The sequence below is a fragment of the Shewanella kaireitica genome (assembly GCF_023284045.1).
Classification (GTDB): Bacteria; Pseudomonadota; Gammaproteobacteria; order Enterobacterales; family Shewanellaceae; genus Shewanella; species Shewanella kaireitica.
The window spans coordinates 1-16,848 of the sequence record NZ_JAKIKQ010000019.1; the positions used below are offsets into that span (position 1 = coordinate 1).

Genomic DNA, 16,848 nt, shown 5'->3' on the forward strand with positions numbered 1-16,848 from the left:
AGCTATTAAGCTATTAAGCTATTAAGCTATTAAGCTATTAAGCTATTAAGCTATTAAGCTATTAAGCTATTAAGCTATTAAGCTATTAAGCTATTAAGCTATTAAGCTATTGAACTATTGAACTATTGAACTATTAGGGTATGAAGTAGAGATGTCTAGTATGCCATTAGTAAGCGTAGCGGTTATAACCTACAATCAACAAGAATACATATCTGAAGCGCTAGAAAGCATTATATGTCAAAATGTAAAATTTAAATATGAAATCATTGTCGGTGACGATTGTTCGACTGATGGTACTTTAAGTATTATAAATAGGTTTCAACATAGTAATCCAAACATAAAAGTACTTTCAAGGACCCAAAATTTAGGGCCAGCAAAGAACTTATATGATGTATTTAACCATTGTAAAGGCGACTACATATTTGTTTTAGAGGGTGATGATTTCTGGACAAATGTTAATAAAATGTCCGAGCAAGTTAATTTTTTGAGAGGTAATTCAAAATATATAGCATGCACACATCGGTATTCAGTAGTTGATCACGATGGGAAAATAATACAGAAAGAATATGAAGGGCCGGGTAAGCCATCAAATGGTGACTATCAATTAAGTGATTTTGAATCTTATTTGTATATTGGGCACTTAGCAACACTGTGTTTTCGCAATATCTTTAAAGAAAAACAAATTGACACAACTCTAATTATTAATGGGCATCACTTCATAGCCGACATGTCTTTGAATCTACTGTTATGCTTGAATGGAAAAATTTTTGTTCATGAATATAATTCTGCGGTATCAAGGCAAGTTATTAAAGATAGCGGCACTAACTATAAGTCAACGATTAGTCAAAAATGCCAAGTTAGAGAAAGAATCTTATATTTAGGTCGTCTTCGTGAGTTAACTTTGGATACTTATGGTGTGTTGGTTAATTTTAAGGATAAGAATGGAAACTACCTTTTATGGTCAATTTTATACTTGTTAAGATATCCGTCATCACATAACTGGGAAGTTCTGCTGTTTGTGATAAAGCATGTCAAGCTAAAGAATACGTTAAATCTTTTATTAAATGAAGTGCTGGCGATAATTAAAAAAAGAAAAATTGTATGATTAAAAATTTAATTTGGAAATTTTTCGAAACTGTCTATGTAAACCTTTTTCAAGTTGTTTTATTTATAACCCTAGCTAGAATTTTGGCACCTGAGGATTTTGGTGTTATCGCAATTCTCACATCGATTAATGCTATCTTAAATGTTTTTGTAAACAATGGTTTAAATTTGGCTTTAATACAGAAAAAAGGTGTTGATGACGGGGATTATTCATCGGTTTTAATTTTTTCTCTATTGTGCTCACTCATCATTTACGTTGTAATTTATTTGATATCAGAAAGTATTTCACATTTTTATGAGATATCGGAAATAGAAATGCTTGTTAAAATAAGTGCTTTAGTTATTGTTTTTAATTCAATCAATATGGTGCAAAAAGCAAAGTTTACAAAAGAATTACAGTTTAAAAAAATGGCCAACATTGGATTCGTTACTACGATGATTTCGGGGTCTACTAGTATAGTGCTTGCAATGAATGATTTTGGCGTATATTCTTTGATTTTTTATCACCTTTCCTCGGTACTAGTTTCAATTATAATTTTTAGCATTCATTTTAAATGGTTCCCATCGTTAAAGTTTAATTTAAGTAGATTTCAAAAGCTTTTTAATTATGGTTATAAACTGTTCATCGTAAATATAATCGATGTGTTTTATTTGAATATGTATCCACTTATTATAGGGAAATTTTATAGTACGACAGAGCTAGGTTTTTATACTAATGGTAAGCAACTACCTTCGTTGTTTGCAAGTACGATTAATTCAACAATATCGTCGGTAACATTCCCTCATTTCTCTGAAAACCAAGGTGATAAAGAAAAGTTACTTACAATACTGCGCTCCTCCATTGTAAATTCAAATTTCATTATTTTACCGATATTAATGATAATTTCAATTTCAGCATCGGACATTATCAATATAGTATTGACTGAAAAATGGTCTCAAAGTGTAATTTATTTTGAGTTTTTCTGTTTATTTTTTTGTTTCCATCACCCATTTTCTTTATCAATTAGCGCACTAAACTCAGTTGGGAGAAGTGATATTTCAATGAAGATACAGCTTTTTTCAAAGTCGATTGCCATTATTTTATTAATTGTTTTTGTGAAATTTTCGCTTCTATATATAGTGGCAACTCAAATATTAACATCCGTAATTACACTTTTTATCTGTAGCTATTATTTATCAAAAACATTAAGATACAAGGTTTCAGACCAGATAAAGGACTTTGTACCATATTTATTTATCGCTTTGTTTTCATATTTTTTCTTATATTTGATGCGGTTTTCTTTTGAAAGCAATTTTTTAAATATTTGTATAAATACAGTTGTCGCGGCAACTATTTATCTAACTATATGTTCAATTTTAAAAGTAAATAAATTATCATTTTATTTACTTAGGTTTTTCAAGTAACATTATTACAATATGAAGGTTTACTATCATGGAATTTTTTACGGTTTGTAACTGTGCGTATCTTCCCAAAGTTTATGCGCTAGCCGATTCTTTAAATATGCAAAACGGGTGTGTTTTAAATATCGTTTTGTTTGATAAAAAAAGAAAGATTAAAGAATATGAGTTTGCGAATATTCATTGGATAGAGGATTTAGATGTACCAAGCTTTTCTACTTTGTCATTTAAATATACGGTTATTGAGCTTACTACTGCATTAAAGCCTTGGTTAGCTAAATTTTTTCTTAAGAGTTTACCAACTGAGAAAATCGTCTTCCTTGACCCTGATGTATATGTATATGGGAGTTTCGACTATTTAGATGATTTGCTAAATGATAACCCATTCATTGTAACGCCGCATTACCTTACACCAATAAGTCATGGAGCGGTAAATGATCAACAATTAATGCGTTTTGGTAATTATAATTTAGGATTTTTTGCTGCAAATGATTCCATGGATTCAATAAGTTTTCTTACATGGTGGGAGGAACGTTGTTTTGAAAATGCATTTGATGACCCTCAGTTTGGAGTCTTTACAGATCAAAAATGGGTAACTTTAGGTAAGTTGTTTTTCGATTTTATTTATGTGATTAAGCATCCAGGTTATAATGTCGCTTATTGGAACTTACACGAAAGAACTGTAACTAGTGAGAATGAAAAAAGTCATAATGTAAATAATGAGAATCTTGTTTTCATTCATTTTAGTTCCTTCAACTTCAATACTCCTTCGAAGTTGTCTAGAAATAAATTTGATTTTGGCGCTAACGATAGTGGTTCGATAGAGGCATTATCTGAAAAATATAAAATTGAAGTAGTTAAATATGAAAAATCTGTGGAAAATAATGTATACTCTTACGATTACATGTCTAATGGACAGTACATATCTCCGACGCTAAGACGAGCCTATTTTTCTTGTTTTGAAGAGTTTAAAGATATAGAAAACCCCTTTGATAGTAAGTCTGTAGTTGGAAAATTTGCCAGTAGAAATAATCTTTTGACTTCTGTAGGAGATAATTATTCAGCAATGAGCTTTAAGGATGTAAGTAACAATCAAGGTAAGTTTAAGTTTATATTTTTCTGCATGAGAATTATTCTTAGGTTGTTAGGTCCGAACAAGTATATGTCATTTTCGAGATTGCTAGTGTTTCTTTCTCGTTATCATACTTTACCAGATATGTGGAGAAAGTGATGTTTTATAAAGTTAAATACATTTTTGTTCACTGTTATCTTTATGTGGGTTATCTATATGCTTCAGTTTTTTCGTTATTGAAGGTCATATTTTTTAGTAATGTTTTTTTGGGCTTGAAAAAAACATTTTTACGCAAGTCGGATGAGTGTGTAGTTCTTGGGAATGGTCCCTCTATAAACTCAGCCTTCGAAGAAAATATTTCTTTTTTCAACGATAAGGATATATATGTAGTTAATTATTTCGCCTTAACAAAATATTTTGATTACTTGAAACCCAGTTGTTATGTTCTCCTCGATCCACTCCTGTTCCCAAATAGTTCATCCGATCTGGAGTCTAATAACAAGTTAAATGATTTAATCAATGCTCTTAATGATGTTTCTTGGGATTTAACAATATATGTTCCTTATAAATTTAAAGGTTCTATAATATTTAGTAAGTTTGATAATAGGAATTTGGAATTCACTTTCTTTAATTCCACTCCGATTGACACAGGAACACGGCTTAATTATTTATTTTATTCTTTGTCATTGGGTATGCCTACTCCACAAACAGTCATTAATGCCGCCATATTTATTGCAGTCAATAATGAATACAGTAAAATTCATCTGTTTGGAGTAGAGCAATCTTGGATTAAAGATTTGTCAGTGTCAGATAATAATGAAATTAGTGTAAGTCTTGACCATTTTTATGCCGGTCAAAGTTCGCTGGGTAGACATAGTTCACTTAATACTCTGTCAGCATTTTTACATACTCAGTTTCTTTGTTTCAAGAGCCATGAAATCTTAAATCAATACGCAATACATAGAAATGTCATGATTTTTAATCGCACTCCTAACTCTTACATTGATGCTTATAGAAAAGTAGTTGAAAAATAACGTTATGATTTTAGCTTCTTTATCTTTACTGTCTTTGTTTTCATTTTTTTCATTTTTTGAAAAAGGCTTGGCTAAATCACCATTTTATATTTTTTTATTTGTTACTTTAGTCTTGTTTGCGACATTTCGTGATGGCTCTTCTTTACCGGATTATGATACTTACACCCATCTTTTTCATAATGTAGTGCATGGGCAATCTGATTATTTCATTGAAATATCTTTTACTTTATTAGCTCGGTTGGCTAATTTAATTTCGAGTGACAATTTCTATGTATTATTTTTTCTATATGCTTTTGTTGCGATTTTAGTAAAGTTCAAAGCGATTGTGTTTTTCTCCCCTTTTCCATTTTACTCATTCGTTGTTTATCTTTCTAACTATTTTATTATCCATGAGTTAATTCAAATAAGAGCTGGTGTTGCGGTTGCTTTAGTATTCATTTCTTTTTATTTTATTTTTCATAGAAGCTTTTATAAGTACTTTTTTGTGATTGCAGCAGCTACTTTCTTTCACTATTCTTCGTTTATTTTTTTACTGCTTTATTTTATCGATCCTTATAGAATAAAAAGAAGTTACATCGTATTATTGATTCCATTTTCATATTTCTTCATGCTTCTTTTTTCTTCGTCTTTATTCTATGATATTTTACTCTCTATAATCCCATTTGAAGGGCTTGTAAGTAAGCTCGTTACCTATTCTGCAAATGGTGACTCTAGTATAAATGTTTTTGGTTTTTTCATTATCTCTAGAATAATTGTTTTGTGCTTTTTTTCTTATCATTACCAGATGCTTTCTAGAAAGCATATATACTTCCCGTTTTTTTTGTTATTGTATTCTATAGGGATCTTTTTTTATATTTCTTTATCTTCATTTCCTCATATGGGCGTCAGGTTAGGTTATTCTTTGATGTACTCGGAGGTTTTTTTAATTCCTTATCTAATATGTATTTTTAAGGGGTATTTTGTTTCACGTTTTATCGTCGTACTTTATTCTTTGCTCGCGTTTTTAACTAATGTGCTATTTACAAGTTATTTTCATTGGAGTTGATGAGTGCTAAGTCGCAAGTTTTTATGGGAGCCCCTTCAGTTGAGTACTTTTTTAGTTACTTTAATTTATAGGTTCGAATTTAGTTTATAATATTTGAAACTTTAATCGATAGCTCCCGTGTTAGTTGCTAGAACACTAGACTCCTTTGAATAACAAGGTTTTTTAAAATCTATTCTTGAATATTTCTGACTATTTTTTATTAGGTACTGGGCCAGGGTAGGACCTGACTCTTATACACAATTTAGCAACTAGGGATAGACCTAGCAAACGATTTGAGAGGCCATAGTCTATCACTAACCTCAACAGCTTTAATATCATGCTTCCACTCATTCACAATACAACTGATTGGGCTCAAGCCATGTTCGGTACAGCCCAGAACGGTGATAATCGAAGAACTCAACGCTTAGTCGATATTGCCAGTCAGCTTCGCTGACAACATAGGTCGCTCAGCGGTTTACGCTTGTGATGGTCTGGACTGTTTGGTTGAAGGCACCTACCGTTTTATTCGCAACTAGAAGATCGACGCTAGAGCTTTTCGTCGTTCAGTTTTTGATGCCAAAGCCGCACTAGCTGTTCCTGTGATGAAGTCTTGCTGATGGAAGACACAACCTCTTTGAGTTTCAGACATGGCGGTGCGACGAAGCTGGGTAAACTGGGCAAAACCACTGACAAGGCACGTGGTTGGAGGGTTCACAATAGCTTTATGATTGGTGCCGCTACTGGATGCCCCCTCTGTCTTGTCTATTAAGAGTGGTGGATGCTTCCGGACGAAGCCGATGGCACAACAGAGCCCGAAAGCGGCAAATAGGTAGCGGCCTCAGCCAGCGTTCTCCGCTGTTTTGGCGACCAAATGCACAAGGCGATCACCGTTTGCGGCCGCGAGGCTGATATCTTTGTTTACCTGCAAGAGAAAAGCGAGTTGCAAGAACGTTTCGTGGTTCGCGCAAAGCACCACAGGAGCATTGAGCAGGCCGAGCTTAAGTTATTTCCACACCTTGCCGCTCAACCTGAGCTTGGACGTTATCAACTGGATATTCAACAAAAAGGCATGCACGACAGCAAAGGAGCGCGCAAGAATCGCAAAGCAAGAACAACTGAATTTTCGCTGCACGCTGTACATGTCACCTTTAGTCAAGGAGGGCAGAAAGTCATGCTCAATGCGGTCTTTGCCCAAGAGCAAAGTACGGCAGATGAAGAGGCGAGATTATCGTGGCTTCTGCTGACCAGTGAGCCCGTAGAACCTATAAACAAGCCATGAAAATCATCCGCGTCTACTCGCAGCGCTGGCGCGTGGAGGATTACCACAAAGCTTGGAAAACCGGTGCGGGCGTAGAGCGTCAAGGCATGACTGAGCCTGAAAACCTTGAGCGAATTGTCTTGATCTTAGCCTTTGTCGCCATCAGGCTGATGCAACTGCGTGAAATCCAGACTTTAGCTGTGCAGCTCAAAGCTCGCGGCCTGAAGGAGCAAGCCGAAGCGATTGAGTTACAGCCCTGCAGAAACGTGCTCACACAAGATGAGTGGCGCATTCTCTATCTTAATGCTAACAAGAGAGGTGGCCGCTATCCTAAAAAGCTACCTAGTGAAGTCACTACGCTCAAATGGGCATACAAAGCCATATCCAAGCTTGGCGGCTTCTACGATTCTAAGCGAACAGGCATTGCCAGTTGGGCAACCATGTGGCTTGGCTGGGACAAACTGCAGGATATGCTGAGTGGATACTATCTGAGCAAGGAAACGGCTGAGTTGATAGGTTTTTAGACTGAAATGTGATCAAGAGACAGGGTCGGACCATAAGTGTTTTTTACCCATGCTCGGCGTTGTCGCCTAAATCTAAGGAACCATTTGGCCGTTCTGTGATCTGATCTTGTTAGTACTACAACGAGACAGGCTTCATGGGCAAATCTAAACGTAAAATAATTAACTGGAAACAGGACAATCAAGTATTAGTCAATTAAGGTTCGGTTGCTTTTTCGGCTGGGTGAATCAGCCATCAATGCTTTGCACTGCAAAGCCCATCACGGCGGTCGTGGTAGAGGTTTTCAATTTAGTGATACAGCGATTGAAACCGACCTCATGTTCAAAGGCGTATTTGCGGGCAACTGAAGGCTTCATAAATTCTCTTTTTCGACTGATGGATGTGCCATTAGCTGCACCGGATTACACTTGTATAAGCAAGCGGGCAAAGACTGTTGAGGTTAAGTATCGTAACCTCTGTAGAGGTCCCGTTACTCATCTTGTCGTTGATTCAACAGGATAGAAGATTTACGGTGAAGGTGAACGGAAAACGCGGAAGCACGGTAAGGAGTGCCGGCGCACATGGCGTAAGTTGCACCTCGGGATTGACGCAGAGACTCTCGATGTTGTATCAGCCGAAGTCAGGCTCGTTAAAGTCGCTGATAACTAAGTATTACCGACAATGCTCAACCCGCTTCGCCGAAAGCTAAATCAGTTCTCAGCTGATGGTGCATACGACACAAAAGAGTGCCATATATTACTGCAACGCAAAGGTGCAAAACCAACGATTCCACCGCGTTCAAAGCAGGATACTGGGAAGATGGTCACCCGCGAAATGAAGCTGTTGAAGCATTGAAATCTGGGACGTTAAAACAATGGAAAGATGACAATGGTTACCATCAAAGCTCGCTATCGGAGACTGCGATGTATCGCGACAAACAACTCATCAGCTCCAAGTTAAGCTTTCGTGATTACAATGCACAGGTAGGTGAAGCTTTGGCTGGTGTAAAGGCGATGAACAAAGTCATAGAGCTAGGCATGCCTGTTAGACAGATAACTCCATAAACACAGAAAACCTTGGTATAGCGGCATCTCAAGCAGTTATTTGATCAACAACGCCCCATACTCCATAAGCTCGTTAGAAAAATATTTCAAGGTGGTTATTATTCGCTCGACCGATCTTTAGGTTTCTATTTTATTCTGGCTTTAACACTGGATTCGACTCTCGACATAATCGAAGCGATGTTGACACTACGCTGTAAAAAATAAAATCCAAAAGATGTTCAGGCTATATCAAAAACTGCGAGGCGGTTGGTGAGGTGATGCTCAATGCAGATAAAGAGTCGGAAACGGCGGAAAGAAATGTAGCTTAATATTTATGAAAGGGTTTAGCTAGCTTGAAAAACATCGACAGGGTACTGTATTATCTTCGTGCATAACATTTGACAATATCATTGGGGCTCAAGAGTTTGGTAAGCGTGTTTAAATCTCTTGAAGCAAGAAATAAGCTTTAAAGTTAGCATTCAACGTAAACAAATTAAATGTGCAACGGATGTGAACTTGCTTAGAAGCCTTATATGAAAAGGACATTGAATCGGTTTCCGTTTCTATCACGAGTCTTATGTGCTGCATGACTTCGTAATCTTACTCTGTTTTCGATTTCGAAAATATATACATTCTAAATAGGATTAACTAAGTGAAAATTCTAGTTACCGGAGGCGCAGGTTTTATCGGTTCAGCGGTCGTGCGTCATATTATTGAAAATACAGATGATAGTGTTGTTAATATTGATTGTCTAACTTATGCAGGCAACCTAGAGTCGCTAATTTCTGTTGAAGCAAACGACCGCTACGTGTTTGAGAAGGTCAATATTTGTGACAGAGTCGAGCTTGACCGAGTATTTAATACTTATATGCCCGATGCCGTTATGCACCTCGCAGCTGAAAGCCATGTGGATAGAAGCATTAAAGGTCCCGCTGCGTTTATTGAAACAAATATTATAGGTACTTACACGCTATTAGAAGCGACTCGTAAATATTGGAATAAATTGACTGATGATGCTAAAAAAATATTTCGCTTTCATCATATCTCAACTGATGAGGTTTATGGTGATTTGCCACATCCTGATGAAATTGAGAGAGATGAAAATCTACCTTTGTTTTTAGAGACTACATCTTACGAGCCATCAAGCCCTTATTCAGCGTCTAAAGCATCAAGTGATCACCTTGTTCGAGCATGGCTTCGCACTTATGGTTTACCAACCATGGTGACCAACTGCTCAAATAACTATGGCCCACATCATTTTCCAGAAAAGCTAATCCCTTTAGTGATATTAAATGCACTCGAAGGTAAACCACTACCAATTTATGGAAAAGGTGATCAAATTCGTGATTGGCTATATGTAGAAGATCATGCTCGTGCACTATATAAAGTAGTTACCCAAGGTGACGTGGGCGAAACCTATAATATTGGCGGTCATAACGAAAAGCAAAACCTAGAAGTAGTAGAAACAATTTGTTCTATTTTAGACACTTTAGTCCCAAAAGAAACGAAATATGCGCAGCAAATAGTTTATGTTAAAGACCGCCCTGGTCATGATCGTCGTTATGCAATAGATTCAAGTAAAATGCAGCGTGATCTCGCTTGGGCGCCAATCGAAACTTTTGAAACAGGTCTAAAAAAGACTGTTCAATGGTATATAGATAACCCAGTCTGGTGTCAGAATGTTCAAGATGGTAGTTATCAAGGAGAGTTAGGTATAATGGCGGCAAATTCAAAGGATCCGGAATAATGAAAGGTATTATTTTAGCGGGGGGCTCAGGCAGTCGACTTTTCCCTATAACTAAAGGCGTGTCTAAACAACTGTTACCTTTATATGATAAACCGATGATCTTTTACCCGCTATCTACACTCATGCTAGCGGGAATAAAAGATGTACTTATCATCACTACACCTGAAGACAATGGAAGTTTTAAACGTTTATTAGGTAATGGCTCAGATTATGGTATTTCAATTGAGTACGCGATTCAGCCAAATCCAGATGGTTTAGCACAAGCGTTTATTATTGGTGAGGATTTTATTGGCGATGATAGTTGTTGTTTAGTGTTAGGTGACAATATCTTTTATGGGCAACATTTTAGTGAACAGCTAAAAAAATCTGCTAAATTAGCCGATTCTGGTGTATCAACTGTTTTTGGTTACCAAGTGAAAGATCCAGAGCGTTTTGGTGTTGTTGAGTTTAATCTGCAGATGCAAGCAGTATCAATCGAAGAAAAACCAGCTCTACCCAAATCAGATTATGCGGTAACAGGTCTGTATTTTTATGACAATCGAGTAATCGAAATGGCAAAAAAAGTTGAGCCTTCACAACGTGGGGAGCTTGAAATAACTTCACTGAATGAAATGTATCTCAATGATGGTTCCTTAAATGTAGAACTACTTGGTCGTGGTTTCGCTTGGTTAGATACCGGTACCCATGAAAGTTTGCACGAAGCCTCATCTTTTGTCCAAACTGTCCAAAATATTCAAGGTTTAAAAATAGCCTGTTTAGAAGAAATTGCATTTTACAATGGTTGGTTATCCGTTCAAGACTTGATACGATTAGCAGCGCCTATGACAAAGAATGACTATGGGCAGTATTTAATGCGTATAGTGACGGAAGTAAGTAAAGGTCAAATTAATGCGAATATTAGTCACCGGCTCTAATGGTCAAGTAGGGAGCAGTTTGGTTGAATGTCTAAATAGCCTAAAAGCTAATTCACAAGAAGCAATTGAGTTCCTAGCATTGGACCGAAATGAACTGGATATTACGAATCAAGTTGCTGTAATTCAGGTGGTTGAAAGTTTTAAACCTGATTTTATAATTAATGCTGCAGCGCATACCGCAGTTGATAGAGCTGAAGAAGAAGTTGAGCTTTCTTATGCCATCAATCGTGATGGCCCCAAATTTCTTGCCGAAGCAGCCAATGCTCTTGGCACGGTAATGTTACATATCTCCACTGACTATGTTTTCCCTGGCAATAAAGAGGGTGTCTATACTGAGAGGGATAAAACAGGTCCTTTGAGTGTTTACGGACAGAGTAAATTAGCCGGTGAACAAGCAGTAATTGATGCCAATTCCAAACACATAATTTTACGCACTGCATGGGTTTTTAGTGAACACGGTAATAATTTTGTAAAAACGATGCTTCGAGTTGGCGCTGCTCATAAAAAGCTCAATGTAGTTGCAGATCAGTTTGGTGGCCCTACTTATGCTGGGGATATTGCAGATGCGTTAATCACTATGGTGATGAGTATTAATAGAGTTGCGCAAAATCACAAGTTTGGTGTATTTCATTTTGCCGGTTACCCACATGTGAGTTGGTGTGAATTTGCGAAGGTTATCTTTGAACTGGCTGACCAAACGAATTTAATTCAAACTCCAATGATTAATGGTATTGCAGCCGATATGTACCCTACATCAGCCAAGCGGCCAGAAAATTCCAAACTATCTTGCGACAAGATTAATGCGATTTTTGGTATAACAGCAAGTGATTGGAAAGCCGCATTGAATAATATTGAACTATACAAGAGTTAATCATGATAGTTATTGATACCGAAATTCTCGATGTAAAAATAATTGAACCAAGAGTCTTTGGTGACGAACGTGGTTTTTTCATGGAAACATGGAATCAAAAGCAGTTTGAGGAGCTAGTCACTGGCAAACCAACTCAGTTTGTACAAGACAATCATTCAAAGTCGAAAAAAGGAATATTACGAGGCTTACATTATCAATCTGAAAATACTCAAGGAAAATTAGTTAGAGTAGTTTCTGGTGAAGTATTTGATGTGGCTGTTGATATTCGAAAAGACTCTCCAACCTTAGGTAAATGGGTAGGCGTATATCTTTCTGATGAAAATAAAAGACAATTATGGATACCTCAAGGGTTTGCTCATGGCTTTTATGTAATAAGTGATGAGGCTGAGTTTGTTTACAAATGTACAAACTATTACCATGCTAAATCAGAAGTCAGTATTGCATGGGATGATGAAACTATAGGGATAGACTGGCCATTAGATGGTTTGCCTATATTATCCGACAAAGATAAAAATGCGCAGCAACTAAGTACAATTTAATTGGTTTGTTTTTTGATAGTAGTTTAATAAAACAGAGGGAAACCTATCTCCTTGAAGTGAGATTGGGTGGTAGCCCAATCAATTGTGGTCAGGTAGGTAAACCCCTTGTATTTGCAAGGTACTTAGCATTCAATCTTTAAATGCAAAAAACACTTAAAGCCAGTGTGAAACGAACAAATCAAGCAGAAATCGAATCGACTAATGCTACTTTTTAATGGTTAGAGGTTTCATAATCTTATCCATTGAAATTACTTGGGAAATAGACATGAAAAAAGCATTAATAACAGGTGTGACGGGTCAAGATGGTTCATATCTTGTTGAACTTTTGTTAGGAAAAGGATATGAGGTACACGGTCTAATTCGTCGTGCATCTTCTTATAACACAGTGCGTATCGATACAGTTTTAAATAGTAATACAAACTTACATTTACACTATGGTGACTTGTCGGATTCCTCGAACCTTATTCGCTTGGTCAAGGAAATTCAACCTGATGAGATCTATAATTTGGGTGCAATGTCTCATGTGGCGGTTTCCTTTGAGTCCCCCGAGTATGTCGCGGATATCGATGGAATGGGGACTATGCGGTTGCTAGAAGCTATTCGTATTAATGGTTTGGAGAGTAAAACTAAATTCTATCAAGCATCTACTTCTGAACTTTATGGTGAAGTACAAGAAACCCCGCAAAAAGAGACAACTCCGTTTTATCCCCGTTCTCCTTATGCTGTAGCCAAAATGTATGCATACTGGATTACAGTTAACTACCGTGAATCTTATGGTATGTATGCGTGTAATGGCATTTTGTTTAACCATGAATCTCCGCGTCGTGGTGAAACTTTTGTTACTCGTAAGATTACTCGGTCCCTTGCCAATATTTCTCAAGGGTTGGAAAGCCAGTTAGAGCTTGGCAATATGGATGCACTTCGTGATTGGGGTCACGCTAAAGATTACGTTCGTATGCAGTGGATGATGCTTCAACAAGAAGTGGCTGATGACTTTGTCATAGCGACAGGTAAGCAGATATCAGTTCGTGAATTTGTAAGAATGTCAGCTCTTGAAGCTGGTATTAGCCTTGTGTTTACCGGTGAAGGTGTTGACGAAGTGGCTACCGTGTCAGCAGTCGACATAGACAAAGCACCTGCTGTATCGGTTGGTGATGTCATTGTTAAAGTTAATCCTAAGTTTTTCCGCCCTGCAGAGGTCGAAACGTTATTAGGTGATCCAACAAAAGCCAAAGAAAAGCTAGGTTGGGTGCCAGAGATTACAGTAGAAGAGATGTGTCAGGAAATGGTTCAATCAGATGTGTCTATTGCAAAGCAGCATGTGTTATTGAAATCCCATGGCTTTGATGTTTCAATATCTTTGGAAAGTTAAGCATGAGTCAGAAACGAGTTTTTGTCGCCGGTCATCGTGGTATGGTAGGCAGTGCGATTGTTAGGCAACTTATTGCTAAAGGCGGTGTAGATATTATTACCCGCACACGCACTGAGCTTAATTTATTATCACAAGATGATGTTAATTCTTTTTTTGAAGCCGCTAATATTGATGAAGTATATTTAGCCGCAGCTAAAGTTGGCGGTATTGTGGGAAACAATACTTACCCTGCTGAATTTATATATGAAAACCTGACTATTCAAAACAATATAATCCATAGTGCTCATATCAATGGCGTACAAAAGTTGCTGTTTTTAGGTTCGTCTTGCATATACCCAAAACTTGCACAGCAACCAATGGCTGAGCAGGCATTATTAACGGGTCCACTTGAGCCAACTAATGAACCTTACGCTGTTGCCAAAATCGCCGGCATTAAAATGTGTGAAAGTTACAACCGACAATACGGTCGTGATTACCGCAGTGTGATGCCAACGAATTTATATGGTGAAAATGATAACTTTCATCCACAAAATTCTCATGTTATACCAGCATTGTTACGTCGTTTTCATGAAGCGAAGCTTGCTGGAGATACAGAAGTTGTTGCATGGGGGAGTGGCACACCAATGCGTGAGTTTTTACATGTAGACGATATGGCAGCAGCTAGTATTCATGTGATGAACTTAGAGGCGGTCACTTACGAGGCAAATACTGAACCAATGTTAAGTCATATTAATGTTGGGACAGGCATTGATTGCACCATTCGCAAGTTGGTGGAAACCGTGGCGGAAGTCGTCGGTTTTGAGGGTAAGGTTACATTTGACGCCACTAAGCCAGATGGTGCCCCTCGTAAACTCATGAACGTAGACCGTTTAAAGGCGTTAGGCTGGAGTTATTCAGTATCGTTAAAAGATGGTTTAGCGTCTACTTATGAATGGTTCTTAGCTAATCAGGATAATTTTCGTAAGTAATGAGCAATTAAGTATATGTACCCAGTCGGTTTAAGCCGATGGGTACTTAGAAGGCCGATATGTCACATTTACCACTAGACGTTTTTAAACAAGTCGTTCAAAATACGCCGCTTATATCTATCGATTTAATTATTAAGAATAATGCAGGGCAAGTCTTACTGGGAAAACGTAACAACCGTCCTGCGCAAGGTTATTGGTTCGTGCCCGGTGGTCGTATTGTCAAAGATGAAACCTTCAATAATGCATTCTCTCGTTTAACACAGATCGAGATTGGTAAAGTCTATAGCTTAAGTAATGCCACCTTCTTAGGCCCTTATGAGCATTTATATAGTGACAACTTATCAGGCGTAGACTTTACCACTCATTATGTGGTGTTGGCTTACTTAATAACGTTTAACGGTGATTTATCGGATTTGCCAGAAGATCAGCATAATGGTTATCGGTGGTGGGACGTAAAAACGCTTCTTACCTCGAATAACGTACATGATAATACCAAGGCATACTTCTTGTCTTCGTCCAGCTTAACCTAATAATAATCAATAAACTCTAGGATGCATGATGCTACTGAGCAAAGATATATTAGCTTCATCGGGTGTAAAGTTTGGTACTAGTGGCGCGCGTGGACTAGTAACTCAGTTTTCTAACGATGTATGTGCAGCTTTTGTGCATGCATTTATTACAGGTATTCAATCACAGTTTACTTTTGATAGTGTTGCTATTGCCATTGATAATCGCCCAAGTAGCCCTTCAATGGCGATGGCTTGTGTTGCGGCTATTAAGCAACTTGGACTCGCTCCAGTCTATTACGGTGTCATCCCGACACCAGCACTGGCTTATCGTGCCATGCAAGATGATATCCCATGCATTATGGTAACGGGCAGTCATATTCCTTTTGACCGTAATGGATTGAAGTTTTATCGCCCTGATGGCGAGATCACTAAAGCGGATGAAGTGGCTATTGTCGAGTCGCCGGCTGTATTTGAGCCGATTACTGAACTCCCAGTTTTAGAGGCAAACGAGTATGCAAAACAAAGCTACGTAGAGCGTTATGCTTCATTGTTTGATGCCAACTTGCTTACGGGGAAAAAAATTGGTATCTACGAGCATTCAAGTGCTGGTCGTGATTTATATGCAGATTTGTTTCAGAGCTTAGGAGCTGAAGTCGTTGCGCTAGAACGCAGTAATGAGTTTGTGCCTATCGATACTGAAGCAGTATCGACTAAAGATGTCGCGAAAGCAAAAGCATGGTCAAAGCAATATGGTTTTGATGCCATCTTTTCGACAGATGGAGATGGTGACCGTCCATTAGTAGCGGATGAGCATGGCAATTGGCTGCGTGGCGACATTTTAGGGTTATTATGTGCAAATGTATTAAATATCGATGCATTGGCTGTACCGGTAAGCTGTAATACAGCGATTGAAAAAAGTGCAGTATTCAAACAAGTGACTCGAACAAAAATTGGCTCTCCTTATGTGATTGCTGAGTTTGAAAAGCTGAATACTCAGTTTGATGGCGTAGCGGGTTTTGAAGCCAATGGCGGATTTTTGCTAGGCAGTGATGTACAAGTGGCTGGTAGTACTTTGAAAGCCTTACCAACCCGTGACGCGCTACTGCCGTTTTTCATGCTATTAAGCGCTGCAAAAAACTCAACAATTACACAATTAGTGGATAAGTTACCAAAGCGTTTTACCCATAGCGATCGTATAGAAAATTTTGCAACTGAAACAAGCCAAAAAATCATAGCTGAAGCAGCGGAGCAACCACAGGTTTTATTAACTAAGTTAAGCATAACTGAATCCATAGTATCAATGGATGTGACGGACGGGCTACGTATTACGCTAAGTAATGATGATGTTGTACATCTACGCCCATCAGGTAATGCACCAGAGCTTCGTTGTTATGCCGAATCGAGTAGCATTGAAGTAGCACAACAGTTAGTGACTCAAGTACTCATAAACATAATCAAATAAATACAGAACTGTATTACAATAGAAATGGATTT

Annotated in this window: 13 protein-coding genes and 2 pseudogenes; all 15 read left to right on the forward strand. The window is 37.6% G+C overall.

Going from position 1 to position 16,848, the window contains the following annotated elements; all coding sequences use genetic code 11:
- The first annotated feature begins 160 nt into the window (after nucleotides 1-160).
- The 15 genes and pseudogenes from L2730_RS18480 (at nucleotide 161) to L2730_RS18550 (ending at nucleotide 16,816) form a co-directional block, all read left to right on the forward strand.
- On the forward strand, nucleotides 161-1,105 hold the full coding sequence (locus L2730_RS18480) for a glycosyltransferase family 2 protein (protein WP_248975937.1): 945 nt from the start codon (nucleotides 161-163) through the stop codon (nucleotides 1,103-1,105).
- Nucleotides 1,102-2,508, forward strand: coding sequence for a lipopolysaccharide biosynthesis protein (locus L2730_RS18485; protein WP_248975938.1), 1,407 nt, complete (start codon nucleotides 1,102-1,104; stop codon nucleotides 2,506-2,508). The genes L2730_RS18480 and L2730_RS18485 overlap by 4 nt, the downstream gene beginning before the upstream one ends.
- 28 nt (nucleotides 2,509-2,536) lie before the next feature.
- Nucleotides 2,537-3,733: a hypothetical protein gene (locus L2730_RS18490; RefSeq protein WP_248975939.1), complete on the forward strand. Its 1,197-nt coding sequence runs from the start codon at nucleotides 2,537-2,539 to the stop codon at nucleotides 3,731-3,733.
- Nucleotides 3,733-4,608, forward strand: a complete 876-nt coding sequence (locus L2730_RS18495; protein WP_248975940.1) for a hypothetical protein — start codon at nucleotides 3,733-3,735, stop codon at nucleotides 4,606-4,608. The genes L2730_RS18490 and L2730_RS18495 overlap by 1 nt, the downstream gene beginning before the upstream one ends.
- Nucleotides 4,598-5,653: an EpsG family protein gene (locus L2730_RS18500; protein ID WP_248975941.1), complete on the forward strand. Its 1,056-nt coding sequence runs from the start codon at nucleotides 4,598-4,600 to the stop codon at nucleotides 5,651-5,653. The genes L2730_RS18495 and L2730_RS18500 overlap by 11 nt, the downstream gene beginning before the upstream one ends.
- 316 nt (nucleotides 5,654-5,969) lie before the next feature.
- Nucleotides 5,970-7,414, forward strand: a pseudogene (locus L2730_RS18505) (IS4 family transposase).
- 134 nt (nucleotides 7,415-7,548) lie between these two features.
- Nucleotides 7,549-8,455: pseudogene (locus tag L2730_RS18510) on the forward strand (IS5 family transposase).
- Between the two features lie 631 nt (nucleotides 8,456-9,086).
- Nucleotides 9,087-10,181: a dTDP-glucose 4,6-dehydratase gene (gene rfbB / locus L2730_RS18515; RefSeq protein WP_248975942.1), complete on the forward strand. Its 1,095-nt coding sequence runs from the start codon at nucleotides 9,087-9,089 to the stop codon at nucleotides 10,179-10,181.
- Nucleotides 10,181-11,095: a glucose-1-phosphate thymidylyltransferase RfbA gene (gene rfbA / locus L2730_RS18520; protein ID WP_248975943.1), complete on the forward strand. Its 915-nt coding sequence runs from the start codon at nucleotides 10,181-10,183 to the stop codon at nucleotides 11,093-11,095. Before rfbB ends, rfbA begins: the two co-directional genes overlap by 1 nt.
- Nucleotides 11,070-11,966, forward strand: coding sequence for a dTDP-4-dehydrorhamnose reductase (gene rfbD, locus L2730_RS18525; RefSeq protein ID WP_248975944.1), 897 nt, complete (start codon nucleotides 11,070-11,072; stop codon nucleotides 11,964-11,966). The genes rfbA and rfbD overlap by 26 nt, the downstream gene beginning before the upstream one ends.
- A 2-nt stretch (nucleotides 11,967-11,968) precedes the next feature.
- Entirely contained in the window at nucleotides 11,969-12,505 is a 537-nt protein-coding gene (rfbC, locus tag L2730_RS18530) for a dTDP-4-dehydrorhamnose 3,5-epimerase (RefSeq protein WP_248975945.1), read from the forward strand.
- A gap of 265 nt (nucleotides 12,506-12,770) precedes the next feature.
- Nucleotides 12,771-13,877, forward strand: coding sequence for a GDP-mannose 4,6-dehydratase (gene gmd, locus L2730_RS18535; protein ID WP_248975946.1), 1,107 nt, complete (start codon nucleotides 12,771-12,773; stop codon nucleotides 13,875-13,877).
- Between the two features lie 2 nt (nucleotides 13,878-13,879).
- Nucleotides 13,880-14,845: a GDP-L-fucose synthase gene (gene fcl, locus L2730_RS18540; protein WP_248975947.1), complete on the forward strand. Its 966-nt coding sequence runs from the start codon at nucleotides 13,880-13,882 to the stop codon at nucleotides 14,843-14,845.
- A 59-nt stretch (nucleotides 14,846-14,904) separates the two neighbouring features.
- Nucleotides 14,905-15,375, forward strand: a complete 471-nt coding sequence (locus tag L2730_RS18545) for a GDP-mannose mannosyl hydrolase (protein ID WP_248975948.1) — start codon at nucleotides 14,905-14,907, stop codon at nucleotides 15,373-15,375.
- Between the two features lie 28 nt (nucleotides 15,376-15,403).
- Nucleotides 15,404-16,816 (forward strand): phosphomannomutase, encoded by a 1,413-nt coding sequence (locus L2730_RS18550; protein WP_283105790.1) that lies wholly within the window; start codon nucleotides 15,404-15,406, stop codon nucleotides 16,814-16,816.
- Nucleotides 16,817-16,848 lie beyond the last annotated feature (32 nt).